The following is a 16,771-nucleotide window of genomic DNA, read 5'->3' as shown; positions in this document are numbered from 1 at the left end:
GATGATTTCTACTGATTACTAGCTTGATCATCATTTATAATTCATCATTTACAACCTATGAACGAACCCGTCAACGCGCAACCGACCCGTCTCGTTTACGGCCTGGAAGACAGAGTTCCGCTGATTCCGGCACTCCTGGTAAGTCTACAGCAGGTAGGGGCTATGGTCGTTGGAACGATTACGCCAGCGCTGATTTTGTCGGGTATTTTACATGTTAATCCGCAGGATACGGCCTATCTGGTCAGCATGGCACTGGTGGCATCGGCCCTCGGTACGTTCCTGCAAACGATGCGCTTTGGGGTTGTCGGCTCTGGACTACTTAGCATTACCGGAACAAGTTTTGCGTTTCTGGCCCCGCTGATTCAGGCGGGCACAACGGGTGGATTGCCGCTCATGGTGGGTATGTCGCTGGCGGGAACCCCCGTACAACTGGCGTTAGCACCCTTTTTGCCCAAACTGAAACGCGTTTTTACGTCATTGGTTTCAGGGATCGTTGTCTTACTGATCGGGCTTTCGCTGATTCCAACGGGTATGAGAAGTATTGCTCAATTGCCCGCCGAAGGTGCTCCCGCCTGGAGCAGTGGTCTGGTTGCGATGATCGTCATTGTGATGATGGTTATCGCTCAGTCGATTAACAAAGCCTGGGCACGAATGGCGGCTGTGCTGGTTGGCGTGGTTACGGGTTATATAATTTGTGGGGCGATGGGCTGGCTTCAAAGCCCTGCTCCCGGTAATGGTTCCTGGATTACGTTGCCCCGGCTTTTTCCGCACGGTCTGGCGTTCAAATGGGAACTGTTATTCCCATTTGCGTTTATCTACCTCGTCTGCGTCCTGGAAGCGATGGGCGACATAACCGCTACGTCGCAATTATCGGGCTTACCCACCGACGGCCCCGATCATTGGGCACGAATTCGCGGGGGTATTTTAGCCGATGGACTGACCTGCATTGGTTCGACCCTGGTCGGTGGTTTTCCGAGTGCAACCTACGCCCAGAATAACGGCGTTATCCAGATGACGGGTGTTGCCGCCCGACGTATCGGCTGGATGATGGCGATCATTCTGCTTTGTTTGGGACTCTTTCCGCCCGTAGGTCGCTGGATTACCGTCATGCCGCCCTGCGTATTAGGCGCCCTAGCGATCATGCTTTTTGGGCTGGTGGCCGTATCGGGACTTCGCCTGATGGTGTCGGGCGGATTGTCGCAACGAGACGCGCTCATTGCCGCGATTTCGTTGGGTGTCGGCCTTGGCGTTCCCTCGCAGGAGGAATGGCTAAAAACACTGCCGAGCGTGGTTCAAACGTTCTTAGAGTCAGGCGTCTCGGCGGGTGGACTGGTCGCTCTACTGCTTAATCTGCTATTGCCAATCGGCGATCAAAAGCAGCTGAAAGAAGAACCTGCTGAAGTGGTGTAAATGTTTTTGTCATGCTGACGAAGGAAGCATCTTCGGGCGAGCAGAAATAATAGCTTATCCGAAGATGCTTCCTTCGTCAGCATGACAAAAATCCATCTAAAATACCCTTGATCAAGTTTATCCTAAATAATAAAGAAGTCAGTACAGCGATGCCAAACGGTACAGCTGTGCTTGATTTCGTGCGCTATAATCAATACCTGACGGGTACGAAAATCGGTTGTCGCGAGGGCGATTGCGGGGCTTGTACGGTCATAGTCGGTGAGTTGAACAACGGCGAGCTGCGTTACCGAACGGCTACGTCCTGCCTGATGCCGTTGGGAAACGCACATGGCAAACACATCGTTACGATTGAAGGGCTTAATATGGCCGAGTTGAATCCAATTCAGCAGGCAATGTCCGACGAATCGGCGACGCAGTGCGGGTTTTGCACACCGGGTTTTGTGGTGTCGATGGCAGGATTCTGTCTGAGTAAAAAAGAACCAACTTCACAGAATGCCATTGCCGCTATTGATGGAAACATCTGCCGATGTACGGGCTATAAATCCATTGAGCGGGCGGCTGCTCGGGTTGCTGACTTGCTGAGGCAACGTACTGACGAAGAGCCAGCAAAATTTGCCGTGAAGCAGGCTATTTTGCCTTCGTATTTTTTCAACATGAAGGAACGCTTGCAGACGCTGGCGTTAAACCTGAATGGTGAATTGACGAATGCGAATCCAGCGGCTCAGCGCGTTGGTGGCGGAACGGATTTATACGTACAGAAACACGATCAAATTAAGGACGCGTCCATTCGTTTTCTACTCGATCAACCCGGATTGAAAGGCATTCAACAGGAAGGAAATCAATGTTGGATTGGCCCGTCAGCGACGGTGACCGATCTGATCGAGTCGCCGATTATACAGGAATACTTCCCTGATTTTAATACCTATACCAAACTGATCTCGTCGACGCCCATCCGTAATATGGCGACTATCGGAGGGAACTTCATCAATGCGTCTCCCATCGGCGATTTCACGATTTTCTTTCTGGCGCTGGATGCTACGTTGACACTCAGCGATGGGGATACGTCGCGGGAGCTGCCGCTACGTAATTTGTATCTGGGCTACAAAACGCTCGACAAACTACCCGACGAATATCTGGAGCAAATTCGCTTTGATCTGCCCAATTCAAACACAAGGTTCAACTACGAAAAGGTCAGCAAACGGACGCATCTCGACATCGCCAGCGTCAACTCGGCCATCCGTATTACGGTCGAAAACGAGGTTATTACCAACGTCAAATTATCTGCTGGGGGTGTCGCGGCTATCCCGAAACAACTGACAAAAACGGCTGAATTTTTAACCGGCAAACGGCTGACCGAAGCCTTGATTCTCGACGCTATTGCCATTGCGCAAACCGAAATTTCACCTATCAGCGACGCACGTGGCACCGAAACGTATAAGCGCTTGCTGCTCAGTCAGTTGATCAAAGCGCATTTTATTAAGTTGTTCCCTACGCTTCAGATCGGGCGCTTGATCCCAACGACGGCGAAATAAATAGAAATGACACCACATAAAAAGCGGTTACAGCAGACAATCACTGCTGTAACCGCTTTTTATGTGGTGTTCTACTGCCAGACGCTTTTAGGCAGCTGCCAGGGACTTTTCTTTCTGCGTATTGATGGCGTCCAGCAGTTTATCATAGGGCTTATTAAATTTCTCAATACCCTCATCTTCAAGTTGCTGAGCGATGGCCTTGAGCGAAATACCGGCCTTCTCTACGCGTTCCAACGTCTCGGTTGCTTTGTCGAGATCGTCTTCCAGACGGGAAGCTGCGTGGCCATGATCGCGGAAGGCTTCGAGCGTTTCCATCGGGATCGTGTCCACCGTTTTGGGGCCAATCAACGCTTCTACATACTTGACATCCGAAAAGGCTGGATTTTTGCTGCTTGTACTCGCCCAAAGAAGTCGCTGGGGTTTTGCCCCTTTAGCTTCCAGTTGCTTGAATCGGTCGCTGCTGAATTCGCGCTTGTAGATTTCGTAAGCTTTCTTGGCCAGTGCAATCGCTACTTCACCTTTCAGATCGCCCAATCCTTTTTCGTCCAGCATCGGATCAATCAGAACGTCGATGCGGCTGAGGAAAAAACTGGCCACAGACGCAATCTGATCAATAGGCTGTCTGGCTTTCGCTCGTTCTTCCAAACCCGAAATGTAGGCGTTGACAACGGCCTCGTAGCGTTCCAGGCCAAACAGCAACGTAACGTTGATGTTGATGCCATCGCTGATACTCTGCTGAATAGCGGGCAGGCACGGCGCCGTACCGGGAATCTTGATCATGACGTTGTTTCGATCCACCGCTTTCCACAACGTGCGGGCCTGCTGGAGCGTCCCGTCCGTATTCAGAGCCAGGTGCGGAGACACCTCCAGGCTTACATACCCATCGGCTCCCCGAACCTCTTCATCGTAAACGGACTTGAACAAATCCGCGGCTCGCTGAATATCGGTGATAGCGACGCCGTAAAATATGTCTTCGTTGCTCTTTCCTTCCTGCGCGAGCTTTTTGATATCCTCGTCGTAGTCGGAACCGCTGCTGATGGCCTTCTCGAAAATGGCCGGATTGGACGTAAGCCCGCGGACGCCGTCTTCGTCGATGAGTTTTTGCAACTCACCCGTATCCATAATTTTCCGGTCGATATAATCGAGCCAAATGCTCTGGTCGAAATCGTGAATCTTCTTTACGTTATTTTCCATGACTAAGTAATTTATATTCTTGGGTTTGAAGGTCGTGTTTTGTCGCCACAAATGCTTTTAGGACAGCACTTCCTTTTTTTCGATGCCCGGTGTCTGGCCTTTCAGGACCGCTTTTGCCTGTTCTACTACGTTCTCGACCGAAAAGCCAAAATACGCCATGACCTCTTCGCCGGGGCCCGAAAGACCGAACCGGTTCATACTGATGGTAGACCCTTCATCCGTAACGTACTTGTGCCAGCCAATGGGCGAACCAGCTTCGACGGCCAGCCGCTTCCGAACCGACGGGGGCAATACTTCGTGGTGGTAGGCCTGATCCTGCTGTTCGAATAATTCCCAGGACGGCATACTCACGACCCGCGCCCGAATACCCTGTTTTTTCAATTCTTCCTGCGCTTTCAACACCAGCGATACTTCTGAGCCGGTTCCGATCAGGATAAGCTCGGGTGTGCCGTCGGCTTCGCTGAGGATGTAAGCCCCTTTTTCGACGCCCCGTGCTGAGCCGTATTTTTCCTGATCGAAAACGGGCAGTTTCTGGCGGCCCAGAATCAGGACGACCGGGGTTTTAGGTTGGGTCATTGCTACACGCCATGCTTCAACGGTCTCATTGGCATCGCCCGGCCGGATCACGATAATATTTGGGATGGTACGTAGTGAAACGACCTGCTCAACGGGTTGGTGAGTGGGTCCATCCTCACCCAGACCGATGCTGTCGTGCGTAAACACGAAAGTGCCTTTTGACTCGGCCAGGGCGGTTAACCGGATGGCGCCCCGCATGTAGTCCGAGAAATTGAGGAACGTACCGCCGTAAGGATGGACGCCCCCATGCTGGGCCATGCCGTTCAGGGCTGCCCCCATCGCGTGTTCACGGACACCAAACCAGATGTTCGAATTTTCGTAATGACCCGGCTGGAAACTAATGTCGCCTTTGGTCGGCATCTCATTTGATGACGCCAGATCTGCCGATCCACCGAACAGAAAGGGGACGGATTTTTTCAGCGCTTCGAGGGCTTTGCCCGATGCCTGCCGGGTTGCCATATCTTTATCCGCGGGGGTAAACTTCGGCAGATCGGTATCCCAGTTTTCCGGGAGTTTTCCGCCAAATGACAGCAAAAACTGCTCCGCTTCGGCAGGAAACTGACCTTTGTAGGCATCAAATTTCGTTTGCCATTCTTCCTGTAGCTTGGCACCCCGCTGGCCCGGTTCGCGCAGAAATTCACGTACTTCGTCGGGCACGACAAACGATTTGTCGGGATCAAAACCCAGGAACGCTTTGGTTTTCCGTACGTTCTCTTCGCCCAGCGCACTCCCGTGCACTTTGCTGGTGCCTTCCTGCGGGCTGCCGTAACCGATGATCGTCCGAATCGAAATAATAGAAGGTCGTTCTGTTTCGAGTTGAGCCGCCCGGATAGCGCCTTCGATGGCATCCAGATCGTTGCCATCGGCTACGTGCTGGGTGTGCCAGCCGTAGGCATCGAATCGCTCCATCCGATCTTCGGTGAATGCCAGATCGGTCGGGCCGTCGAGCGAAATCAGGTTATCGTCGTATAGATAAATGAGTTTCCCCAGTTTCAAATGCCCGGCCAGCGAAGCCGCTTCCGACGCGATGCCCTCCATCAGGTCGCCATCACTCACGAGAACGTAGGTGTAATGATCTACGGGTGTATGCCCTTCCTTGTTATAGGTAGCGGCCAGAAAGGCTTCGGCCATCCCCATACCCACGCCATTGGCAAAACCCTGGCCCAATGGCCCGGTTGTCACTTCTACACCAGCAGTCAGGTTGGATTCGGGGTGGCCGGGCGTTTTGGAATGCAGTTGCCGAAACTGTTTCAGGTCGTCAAGCGACAGATCGTAGCCGTAAAGATGCAGCAGGCTATACAGCAGCGCCGACCCGTGACCGGCCGACAGAATAAACCGATCCCGGTCGGGCCAGTGCGGATCTTGCGGATTAAAGCGTAAAAAACGCGACCAGAGTACATAGGCCATCGGTGCTGCGCCTAGTGGCAGACCGGGGTGACCTGAGTTGGCTTTCTGGACGGCATCGACGGCCAGCAGCCGGATGGTGTTGATACTGAGTTGATCGAGGTCAAGTTCGAGTTGCTTGTCTGTCATGACCAGATAAGTTGAAGGTTTTTGTGAAAATAACGAGTTGCCCGAATAGGCTGAATGCACATTGCAACGGTTAGTTACTAAGTAACTCCCTACAGCCGGATTGGATTAGAAAAAATAAAGAAAAGTGACATAAGTTTCCTGAAACAGGAAGCAGCAGCCTGATTTGGCTAGCTTTTAACCTGTGCCTGAACTGGCTGTTTACTACGTTTCGACTGGCCTATCCGTAACTAGATTAGGTATTTACGTCGATTCCTGTAATTTTGATAAACAGGGGATCGTAATAAAAGTGGTAGGAAGCCAATGAAGAACATAGATTCCAGCACGCACGTACGGGGCGAGTCGATTTATCTGGACGATATTCCGCTGATTCGTGGTACGTTGTTCGGCGTGGCATTCGGTTCGCCGGTCGCACACGGCATCATCAGAAGCCTGGACCTCACGGAAGCCGAGGCCATGCCCGGTGTCGTGCGAATTCTGACACACAAGGACGTAACGGGCGAAAACCAGATCGGCGGTATTGTGCCCGACGAACCCCTGCTGGCTGAACGCCACGTCCATTATTGTGGTATGCCAATCGCGTTTGTGCTGGCGGAAACTGACGACGAAGCCCGGGCGGCTGTCAAAAAAATAACGGTCACTATTGAGCCGTTACCCGTCATTACGGACCCGCGCGACGCGCAGGCAAAAGGCGAGTTGATCGTACGGCCAAGAACGTTCCGGCTCGGGGAAACCGCTACTGCTTGGGAGCGGTGTGCGTATATTTTTGAGGGCGTTGCCGACACGAATGGGCAAGAACATTTATACATCGAGACGCAGGGTGCCTACGCCATTCCGCAGGAAAACAACGGAATCAAACTCTACTCGTCCACGCAGGGACCAACGGCGGTACAGCGTGCGATCACCAAATCGTCGGGCTTGCCGATGCACCAGATCGACGTGGACGTAACGCGGCTGGGCGGAGGGTTTGGCGGCAAAGAAGATCAGGCCAATATGTGGGCGGCTTTGTGTGCACTGGCCACGAATATCCTGAAAAAGCCCGTCAAATATTCGCTGCACCGCCTGGAAGATATGGCCATGACCGGCAAGCGTCACCCTTACTCCTCAGATTTTAAGATCGGCCTCGATAACGACCTGAAGATCATGGCGTATGAAGTCACGTTTTATCAGAATGCCGGTGCCGCTGCCGACCTGTCTCCGGCCGTCATGGAGCGCACCTTGTTTCATTGCACCAACAGCTATTTCATTCCGAACGTAACCGCAACGGCCTATTGCTGCCGAACGAATTTGCCGCCTAATACGGCCTTTCGGGGTTTTGGTGGGCCGCAGGGTATGTTTGTCATCGAAGCCGCCATTGCCAAAGCCGCTGAATCACTCGGGGTTGATGCGGCCGTCATTCAGGCGAAAAATCTGAACAGAACCGGCGACGAATTTCCGTTTGGACAGCAGGCCGAAAGCGAAGCCCATGCCTGCTGGACCAAAGCGGAAAAACTATATGATATCGAAGCCATACGAAGCCATATAGCGTCGTTCAATGCTGCGAATATCCTTTATAAAAAAGGCATGGCGCTGATGCCGGTTTGTTTTGGTATCTCGTTCACGAATACCCGAATGAACCAGGCACGGGCGTTGGTGCACGTCTACACCGATGGTAGCGTAGGCGTTAGCACCGGCGCGGTCGAGATGGGGCAGGGGGTGAATACCAAGATGTTGCAGGTGACCGCTCAGACGTTTTCGATTCAGCCGGGGCGGATAAAACTACAGTCGACCAGTACGTATCGAATTGCCAATACGTCCCCTTCGGCTGCCAGCGCTACCGCCGACCTGAACGGTCGGGCTGTCCAGATTGCCTGCACCGATATTCTCAACCGGCTGAAAGGAGTAGCCGCGGCTGCGTTGCAGGCCAGCGTTGATGAAATCAGCCTGCGGGATGAATACATGTATGTGGGCGATAAAAAGACGGATTGGCACTGGCAGCGACTCGTGATGGAGGCCTATGCCAAACGGGTCAGTCTGTCGGAACACGCGCATTATGCGACACCGGATATTCACTACGACGCCACGAAAGAGAAAGGACATCCCTTTGCGTATCACGTTTACGGTACGGCTATTGTCGACGTAACGGTTGACTGTCTACGGGGTACGTATGAGATGGAATCCGTGAAGGTTGTCCATGATTTTGGCGCCAGCATGAACCCACTAATTGACCGGGGACAGATTGAAGGCGGCATTGTGCAGGGGATTGGCTGGATGACGATGGAGGAGGTTGTCTTCGATAAGGCGGGCCGACTCAGATCCAATGCGTTATCGACCTACAAAGTGCCGGATATTTTCTCGGTTCCGAAAGAAATCCAGATTGATTTTTTACAGACCCAGCAGGATAATCTGGCTATTTTCCGGTCCAAAGCCGTTGGCGAACCCCCGTTGATGTACGGGATTGGCGCTTATTTTGCGTTGCGCAATGCCGTGTTAGCCTTTAATCCAGCAGCAACTATTCCTTTCGATGCGCCCATGACGCCCGAGAAAGTCCTGCTGGCTTTGTATGACGTCAATCCTGCCCTGACAATTGCTAATGATCAAACAGGTAAAGGTCTGGAAGTTACTGGCTAATAGCCTTCAGCAGAACCTGCCGGTTATGTTGCTTTATGTACTGGAAAGTCATGGCAGCAGCCCCGGTAGGCAGGGTTTTATGATGACTATCAATGCTTCCGGTGAGATGGAAGGCTCTATTGGCGGTGGCATCATGGAGCACAAATTTGTCGAGATGGCGAACGAAAAGCTCCAGCATAGTGTCGCTGAGCTTTCCATACGAACCCAGTACCATGACAAAAGTGCGGCTCACAACCAGAGCGGTATGATCTGTTCGGGCGATCAAACGATCCTGATCTACCGGCTTCAACCCGGCGACACGTCGGCAGTTCAGGGAGTAATTAGTTGTCTGGAACAGCACAAAAACGGCACACTCGAACTCTCCCCGGCTGGCATCAATTTCATTCCCGATCAACGGCCCGATGTCGATTATCAATTCAGGATGCAAGCTGAAAGTGAGTGGTTCTATCGGGAGAAAATTGGGTACAAAAATCAACTGTTCATTATCGGCGGAGGGCATTGCGCGTTAGCCCTGTCCGAATTGATAAGCCGAATGGATTTCTACATCCGCGTATTCGACGACCGGCCAGACCTCCACACAATGGTGCTGAACCACGCAGCACACGAGAAAATAGTGGTTAACAGGTACAGGGAATTAGCCGATTTGATTCCGTCGGGCAACCATCACTACGTCGTGGTCATGACGTTCGGGTATCGCACCGATGATCTGGCCATCAGAGCGTTACTGGATAAAGAGTTTGCTTATTTCGGCGTGTTGGGCAGCAAGGCTAAACTAGACAAGTTATTTGCGGAGTATCGGGCCGAAGGCATCAGCGAGGAAACACTCCGTCAACTATACGCCCCCATTGGGTTGCCTATCCATAGCCAGACACCCGAAGAGATTGCCGTCAGCATCGCTGCGCAGATTATCCAGGTGAAAAACGCGGGCTAAAACTTGTATATTTGTAAGTAGTAAATAGTCACAATAATGAAAAATACGCACCAAATCACACCTGGAAAAGGCAAAACGCTGCCCAAGTCAATTGGTAAAAATAAGTCTAAACGGGTCTTGGAAGCTTCTCCGCTCCGAAAATATGTTATTTATCGTGATCCACACCAATGGGATGATGATATAGCCACAGGTGGTAGCGAGAACTAACTGTCCATGAATGATCTCCTGCTTGATACGATTACGTTTGATTTACTACTGCATAATCCCAATGAAATACCCGCTAATTCCCGCTTATCTATCGAAGAAGCCGACGCTGTTTTCATCTCAGCAGTAAGCTTATGGGAATTATCTAATCATGTTCGACAAGGTCAATTGATATTATCTGTACCCTTCGAAAAGTACTTCAGACAGGCGATACGTACCTATCACCTAACCCTTCTGCCAATCGATTGGCAAGCCCTGGCTTACATGAGTACGTTTGATTATCAGGTCATTAGTAAGTCCTATTCGCGAGAGTTAAAAGGAGAAATAGTTTCCGGGGTAAAGAACGATGTTCATAAAGATACATTTGACCGAATGATTATTGCCCATGCATTGACGCATTCGCTTCCGGTCGTAACGCCCGATGAATTCTTCCCCTACTACACCTCACTAGGATTGAAAGTGATCTGGAAATGATAGCCTAAAAAGTATACTGCGGAGATTATCCAGGTGAAGAATGCATAGAAAAGCCGTAAGTAGGTTCCTGCTTACGGCTTTTCTGTACTAATAGGCAACGAATCAGGGTTAATAGCCAGGGTTTTGAACTAAATAACCCGGCAAGTTAGACGCCCCGTCGACGGCTGTCTGCGGAATCGGGAAAATCCGCTTCTGTTTATCGGTGTTCGTTTTTTCGGTCCATGTGCCCTCGTATTTGCCAAACCGGATCATGTCGGTACGGCGAAGCATTTCCCAGTAGAACTCAAAACCCCGCTCCTGAAACAGTAAATCCAGGTTCATCGCCGTTAGCGCGGGGGGCGGAGTTGTGAGGGTGCGCGAGGCCCGAACCGTGTTTACGTCGGCGAGCGCACCGGCGGCATCGTTGCTCTTTCGGAGCTTCGCTTCGGCCCGCATCAGGTAGATGTCGGCGAGTCGCACGATGACGATGTCGGCGTCGCCCAGGTTGCGGCCGCTGGTCGACTTCTTGCTGAACTCGTATTTCTCCACCCGATACCCCGTGTTGTAGTCACTGCCCGCTACAGTGTAGTTGATCTGCTCCGTAAAATTTACGGGAAGCGTTGGCCGGTTGCGCGTTACATTGAAGAGCTTGCCGACCTTGTACTTACCATCCGGGCATTTCACAAAGGCACCGTTCACCCGGATCAATCCATACTGCTGTCCCCGCAAAATTCCCCGGTTGACATTGAAATCCGCTTCGGCCACGCACGAATCGCCAGGATTGGAGTAAATAGACAGGTTTTGTTTGTAAAAACGGGGATCGACCGACGGGTCTTTTGCCCCGTAGGCATTCACCCAGGTGCGATAATAGTCGGGCGTAATACCCGGGCCGTCCGTGCCATTAGCCGCCGGAAACGCTGGAATGGGAAACTGATCGCCGGAAAGCGAGAAATACGCCAACCGGTTATTGCCGTTCAGCTCGGCCCGCTGATCGACGGCAAAAATCAACTCCTTGTTGTCGTGGTTCGTCTGATTGAAAAGGGAGAAATAGTCCCGCGACAACTGGTACTGGCCCGAGTTGATGATCTTGTCGCAGTATTCAACGACTTTGTCCATATCGGCTGGCTGGAACGTAAACTGGCTCGCGTAGCGATCGCGATAGACGCCCGCATTCAGATACAAACGGGCCAGGAGTCCCCAGGCCGCGCCCTTGCTCAATCGACCGGGACCAACGGTAGGCAGCAAATCAGGTTCTACTGCCAGCAGTTCGCTCAGTACGTAGTTGTAGGCAGGCTCTCCGCGAAGAACAGCTGAGTTGGCCTGCGGGTCATCTTTGACAAAGACAACACCAAACAGATCGAGCATCACCATGGAATAGTACGCCCGCATTCCCCTGGCTTCAGCCAGATAAACCTTAGCGCTCGGATCCTTGAGTGTTGGTAACGTATTGATGGCCGAAACCGAACGCGACAGGCTCTGTACCAGATAATTCCAGGTGCTCAGCAGGTTCGGGTCGGTGCTGGTGGTCGTATGCTGGTGCATTGCCAGATAGATGCCATTGTCGCCCCAGTCGGTGCCGCCCCGATACGGTAGAATAGCTTCGTCGGTCGAGATTTCCTGCAGAGTGAAATAATTGGTGTGCAGGAAAATATTGGGTAACTGCGCATAAACGGGCGCGATGTTGCCATCGGCCAACTGCTTGTCGGACAGACCCGATACCGATGCTTCGTCGAGCACGTTTTCTGCGAGATTCGTACAGCTATAGGTGCTGGCCAGGCTGACCAGCGCGAGTAGTGAAAGAACTATTTTTTTCATGTCGTTCGGTATTAAAAAGTGAGGTTGAGGCCAAAAACGACCGACCGGGCTTTGGGATAACTGAGGTAATCAATGCCGTACGACGAAATGCCGTTGACCGTCCGGTCGGTGTTGACTTCCGGATCGTAGCCGTCATAGTTGGTGATGACGAACAGATTCTGGCCCGTTACCGAAATCCGGATGGCGTTGATCCAGCGATTCATACCGATCAGCTTGGGGCTCAGGCTGTAGCCCAGCGCCAGGTTGTTGAGCCGGAAAAAGGCCCCATCTTTCAGGAAGCGTGTCGATACCGGCGCCGAGTTGTTGATGGACTCATTGGGGTATTTGATGGCCTCAGCCGTCGTATTCAGCCCTTTTGACAGGCGAAGTTTGTAGAAATTGGAATTGGCCGTGTTGTCGTACACCTTATTGCCCGATACGCCATTGAAATTAATCGCCAGATCGAAGCCCTTATAGGCCAGACTCGTGTTGATGTTAAACTGCTTCGTTGGCAGCGCACTGCCCGCGGCAATCCGGTCTTTGTCCGTCACAATCCCATCGCCGTCCGTGTCGCGGTAGGTGCTGATACCCTTGTCATCAAAACCGGTAAAATCTTTTAGAAAGAACGTACCGATGGGCTGCTCGTTGATGTATCCGTTAACCGTAGCCGACGTCAACCCCGAGCCCTGCGCCGACCCCGACGTAATGACTGAATAGGGCGAATTGCGGACAATGTTTTTGATAAAGGTCATATTACCGCCGATGTCAAACCGGAACCCGCTCTGGCTGAGGTACCGGTAGTTCAGGTCGATTTCTACCCCCTGATTGGAAATGCTCATGTTCGGTACGTTGGTCCAGTACGTACTGGCGGGTTGGATAGGATCGGCCGGAATTACTTCCAGCAGAATCTTTTTGGAGACCTTGTTGAAATAATCGACCGACCCCGACAGGGCACCCTTGAACAACGCAAAATCCAGCCCTACATCCGCCTGCGAGGATACTTCCCACTGAATGTCGGGATTGGCCAGGCGCGTGTACGAAATACCGGCGGGATAGCTGGTTGTATTATCGAGCGGATAACTGGTTGTGCCCGAGACTTGTGCCGTATAGAGTGCCTGCGTGATCTTGGCTGGAATTTCCTGGTTCCCCGTCTGGCCCCAGCCCGCCCGCAGTTTCAGGTCACTAAACGGCCCTGACTTTAGAAAAGCTTCGTCAGACAGCCGCCAACCCGCTGAGATGGATGGGAACACGCCGTATTTATTGTTTGAACCAAACTTCGATGAACCGTCGGCCCGCACCGTAGCCGTCAACAGGTATTTGTCGTTGAACTGGTAGTTCAGGCGACCGAAAAACGATTGAAGTTCGTTTTGCAGCGCCGAGCCAGTGGGCCGGTTATTGGCCAGCGTCAGATCCTGACCCAGGCCCGGATTGTAAATGGGCTCAACGGGCGTGATCGGAAATTTGTTGATGCTCCAGTCGCGTTCCTGAACGAAAAATTTCTGATACGAATGGCCCACTAACGCGGTCAGGTTATGACTGGATTTCGCCAGCGTGTAGGTGAAGTAGTTTTCGATCAGGGTGTTGCGATTCGTTTTGTAGATGCTTTCTAACCGGCCATCCTGTTGCGGAACGGCATTGGCCAATGTCTGCAGGTCGCGCACTGAAGTGGAATTGTCGACGCCCAGGTTGAGTTTGTAGACCAGGTTCGGCAGAATTTTAAACGAAGGCGAGATACTCCCCACAACCCGATTGATGGTCGTTACGTCTTTTTCCAGATTCAGCGTAATGAGCGGATTTGTGCCTCCCTGATATTGAAATGGATTGCCATTGGCGTCATAAGCCGCGTAGGTTGGGTTGGCCGAAATGGCACTTCCAATAACCGTAACGCCCGCGCCACTACCCACCGAACTGCCACTCGGTGGCCGCTGGTTGTTCGTTTGCGAAGCGGTCAGGTTCACGTCTACCGTGAGCCGGTCTTCCAGAAACCGCTGTGATACGTTGATGCGGCCCGTGTAGCGTTTGAGCGAACTGTTTTTCAGGATACCCTGCTGATCCTGTACACCAAACGAACCGTAGTACGTCAATTTCTCGGCGCCACCGCTAAACGACAGGTTATGATTCTGGGTATAAGCGGTTTGGCTGATCTCCTTCTGCCAGTCGGTCGATGCCCCTTTATCATCCAGTATCCCGCCCAGGGCGGTTACCTGTGTTCGGTATTCGTCCGCCGAAAACACCTTCAGCGGTCGGGCCATCTTCGAAATACCCAGGCTGGACGATAAATTGAACGTAGCGCTTCCTGCTTTCCCTTTTTTGGTGGTAATCAATACGACACCGTTGGCACCCCGCGCCCCGTAAATAGCCGTTGCCGAGGCATCTTTCAATACGTCGACCGATTCGATATCCTGTGGATTCAGGAAGGTTAGCGGATTGGTTGTGCCCCCCGTACTGGAGTTGTCGAGGGGAATTCCGTCGAGTACAAACAGGGGCGTACTGCCGGTACGAACACCACCCGGCCCCCGAATTGTGATGCTCTGCGAACTCCCCGGTTCGCCACTGGCCGACGTTACGTTTACGCCCGCCACTTTGCCCTGAATCAGTTGCTCCGGCGAGTTGATGATCCCCCGGTTGAAATCCGCACTTTTGATCGACTTTACCGAGCCGGTCATATCGCGTTTGGTCGTGCTACCGTACCCGATGACCACCACCTGCGACAATTCGGATGCGCTTGCCTTCAGCGCTACGTTGATGGTACTACGTCCGCCAACTTGAACTTCTTCCGAAACAAAACCAATGAAACCAAAGACCAGCACGGCCTGTCCACCCTCGGGAACTGCGATTTTGTATTCGCCTTTTGCATCGGTGGTTGTGCCTTTCTGAGTCCCTTTTAACAGGACGCTGCATCCGGCAAGGGCTTCGTTGGTCGCTGCATCGGTCACGCGTCCGCTGATGGTCATATCGGCTACGGGCTTGTCGATACTGACGTAGCGTGTTGTTGGGGAAGTGGCTGAAAAGTTTTCCCCAGTTGCACTTAGTGAGTTGATTGCCAGAAGAAAGCAATACAATACGCTCCATCTTCGGGAGAATGGAGGAGACAGGTAAAAAAGTCTCATAATTGTAGAAGTTAGTAGAGAATGAAAAATTGGTTTTGATAAAATCTGAAAAGAACCCGCAAGTATTAAATTAAAATTAAAAATACCCAGAAAAACACAATATTTAATAGTTAAATCCGCTCAGACCAGGACTCGGCTAGCTGACCCATTTGGGTGGGTAAATCGCTTAAAGTCAGTCAACTCGATTGTTAAGCTACTATGTCCTTATAAGTAAATAGACCTAGACGAGTGAGCCAGAGATATCGGAAATCTTCCTGTCGTGCCTTTGGTCGGGTGCCTGCTATGAAATGCACAAACGCACTACGTCCCCGACATACATACCGATGTGGCGACCCAAAAAGGCAATGAGGTAGGAACGTTTGTTATCAAGGCCAACCAGCCCGATCGGGGGCCACATAGAGCGAATGCAGGTTATGGACCCAGCGAGCGCAACAGGGAATTGGAAGAATGATATGTGCGTTTTCGCTGGAAGAAGGGTAACGGTTTGGCTATAAAGCCATGCAGTTCAACATCGTCATCAAGAGTAACGAACGTGCCGTGCGGTTGTGGCAAAAGCTAGGATGTACGAAATGCTTCACTGGCTATTCCCTCGTCACCGTTCCGGTGATATACCCAAACGGTTCATCGGTGGCGATGAAAATCTCGTTTTTGTTGTCCATGCCAAACGGTTCCAGATTGAATGGAATGTGGTGTTTATTGGGCATGATCAGGTTAATTTCGCTCACTACGTCATTTTCTTCCAGCACCGCCGACCCCATCGCCAGTAAGGTTTGCTGCACCGACAGGCTTTTGTGATGTGCAAAAGTTTTTAACAGTGTTTGGCGGATTTTCTCGAAAAGGGCTGTGAAGTCAAGGGCATGGCTGGTGTATATCCAGGTGGCTTCGCATTGGGTCGCCAGGATGCGATCTGCCGTTTCTTTTAACGTTGTGTATTGGTCTTTGATGTAACCTTCAAAACCAGAATCCGTTGTTTTTAGAATCAGAAAATCTTTGAGACCCGACGTAATGGTAACCCCGTGGGCAGTCTGAACGATCGTGGTTGTCCGTTTTTCGGAGCCACCCCCCACAAAGGCATGATGATGCGGTTCCTGATCGAAGGTCATCCGGGTCCAGGGATGCTCCGTTATCTCAATGGTAACCTGCGACACCTGCGGATTATTTCGAATAAAATGATTGGCTACGTACAGACCAAAATTCTCGATGGAGTCAACAAAGTGCTCTTTCGCCAATGCGTAGACCGTGTTTTTCTGCGTATCGGTTGGCAAAATTTTAGAATTATCGCCCAGTGTGTGGGCAGTTTCAAAGTCTCCTTCCAGCGATACGTTGACCGAGATCTGCCTGAATTCATGATAGGCAGGGTGCCGAATGATTTTTGACAGATTCACGGCATTCTTGCCGTACGCATTTTTTTTAAGGCTGATCTTCAT

The 16,771-nt window shown here is 51.7% G+C and carries 11 protein-coding genes; 6 read left to right on the top strand and 5 right to left on the bottom strand.

The features are described from left to right. The first annotated feature begins 57 nt into the window (after positions 1-57). Complete coding sequence (locus ACYVEA_RS20565) at positions 58-1,410, top strand: uracil-xanthine permease family protein (protein WP_461115311.1); 1,353 nt, start codon at positions 58-60, stop codon at positions 1,408-1,410. 107 nt (positions 1,411-1,517) lie between these two features. Then, on the top strand, positions 1,518-2,942 hold the full coding sequence (locus tag ACYVEA_RS20560) for an FAD binding domain-containing protein (RefSeq protein WP_461115310.1): 1,425 nt from the start codon (positions 1,518-1,520) through the stop codon (positions 2,940-2,942). Between the two features lie 87 nt (positions 2,943-3,029). Here ACYVEA_RS20560 and tal read toward each other — a convergent pair whose 3' ends face one another. Beyond that, positions 3,030-4,136 carry a transaldolase gene (tal, locus tag ACYVEA_RS20555; RefSeq protein WP_461115309.1) on the bottom strand — a complete coding sequence of 369 codons (1,107 nt, stop codon included), beginning with the start codon at positions 4,134-4,136 and terminating at the stop codon, positions 3,030-3,032. Positions 4,137-4,193: 57 nt separating this feature from the next. Further along, the gene (gene tkt, locus ACYVEA_RS20550; protein ID WP_461115308.1) at positions 4,194-6,245 is read right to left on the bottom strand and encodes a transketolase; all 2,052 of its coding nucleotides are present in this window, start codon (positions 6,243-6,245) and stop codon (positions 4,194-4,196) included. A gap of 300 nt (positions 6,246-6,545) precedes the next feature. Here tkt and ACYVEA_RS20545 point away from each other — a divergent pair, with 300 nt between their 5' ends. From ACYVEA_RS20545 to ACYVEA_RS20530, 4 genes are read left to right on the top strand one after another with little or no spacing between them, the layout of a single operon-like run. Next, positions 6,546-8,852 (top strand): xanthine dehydrogenase molybdopterin binding subunit, encoded by a 2,307-nt coding sequence (locus tag ACYVEA_RS20545; protein WP_461115307.1) that lies wholly within the window; start codon positions 6,546-6,548, stop codon positions 8,850-8,852. Beyond that, a complete protein-coding gene (locus ACYVEA_RS20540) occupies positions 8,815-9,783 on the top strand; it encodes an XdhC family protein (protein ID WP_461115306.1) in 969 nt (322 codons plus the stop codon). Before ACYVEA_RS20545 ends, ACYVEA_RS20540 begins: the two co-directional genes overlap by 38 nt. Positions 9,784-9,819: 36 nt before the next feature. Next, the gene (locus ACYVEA_RS20535; RefSeq protein ID WP_461115305.1) at positions 9,820-9,990 is read left to right on the top strand and encodes a hypothetical protein; all 171 of its coding nucleotides are present in this window, start codon (positions 9,820-9,822) and stop codon (positions 9,988-9,990) included. Positions 9,991-9,996: 6 nt separating this feature from the next. Continuing rightward, on the top strand, positions 9,997-10,461 hold the full coding sequence (locus ACYVEA_RS20530) for a type II toxin-antitoxin system VapC family toxin (protein ID WP_461115304.1): 465 nt from the start codon (positions 9,997-9,999) through the stop codon (positions 10,459-10,461). Between the two features lie 108 nt (positions 10,462-10,569). Here the strand turns inward: ACYVEA_RS20530 and ACYVEA_RS20525 are convergent, their stop codons facing one another. The 3 genes from ACYVEA_RS20525 to pucL form a co-directional block, all read right to left on the bottom strand. Beyond that, on the bottom strand, positions 10,570-12,255 hold the full coding sequence (locus ACYVEA_RS20525; protein ID WP_461115303.1) for a RagB/SusD family nutrient uptake outer membrane protein: 1,686 nt from the start codon (positions 12,253-12,255) through the stop codon (positions 10,570-10,572). 11 nt (positions 12,256-12,266) lie between these two features. Continuing rightward, entirely contained in the window at positions 12,267-15,188 is a 2,922-nt protein-coding gene (locus tag ACYVEA_RS20520) for a SusC/RagA family TonB-linked outer membrane protein (RefSeq protein WP_461115447.1), read from the bottom strand. Positions 15,189-15,925: 737 nt separating this feature from the next. Next, on the bottom strand, positions 15,926-16,771 hold the full coding sequence (pucL, locus tag ACYVEA_RS20515) for a factor-independent urate hydroxylase (protein ID WP_461115302.1): 846 nt from the start codon (positions 16,769-16,771) through the stop codon (positions 15,926-15,928).

Source organism: Spirosoma jeollabukense (assembly GCF_054777855.1).
Note: the sequence above shows the minus strand (reverse complement) of the source record. Positions and strands in the feature narration are given on the sequence as shown.

Bases quoted from the DNA above. Each gene is read 5' to 3' on its own strand.
- ACYVEA_RS20565 (WP_461115311.1), top strand. From the start codon at position 58: ATGAACGAACCCGTCAACGCGCAACCGACCCGTCTCGTTTACGGCCTG.
- tal (WP_461115309.1), bottom strand. From the start codon at position 4,136: ATGGAAAATAACGTAAAGAAGATTCACGATTTCGACCAGAGCATTTGG.
- tkt (WP_461115308.1), bottom strand. From the start codon at position 6,245: ATGACAGACAAGCAACTCGAACTTGACCTCGATCAACTCAGTATCAAC.
- ACYVEA_RS20545 (WP_461115307.1), top strand. From the start codon at position 6,546: ATGAAGAACATAGATTCCAGCACGCACGTACGGGGCGAGTCGATTTAT.
- ACYVEA_RS20540 (WP_461115306.1), top strand. From the start codon at position 8,815: ATGATCAAACAGGTAAAGGTCTGGAAGTTACTGGCTAATAGCCTTCAG.
- ACYVEA_RS20535 (WP_461115305.1), top strand. From the start codon at position 9,820: ATGAAAAATACGCACCAAATCACACCTGGAAAAGGCAAAACGCTGCCC.
- ACYVEA_RS20530 (WP_461115304.1), top strand. From the start codon at position 9,997: ATGAATGATCTCCTGCTTGATACGATTACGTTTGATTTACTACTGCAT.
- ACYVEA_RS20525 (WP_461115303.1), bottom strand. From the start codon at position 12,255: ATGAAAAAAATAGTTCTTTCACTACTCGCGCTGGTCAGCCTGGCCAGC.
- ACYVEA_RS20520 (WP_461115447.1), bottom strand. From the start codon at position 15,188: ATGACCATCAGCGGACGCGTGACCGATGCAGCGACCAACGAAGCCCTT.
- pucL (WP_461115302.1), bottom strand. From the start codon at position 16,771: ATGAAGATCAGCCTTAAAAAAAATGCGTACGGCAAGAATGCCGTGAAT.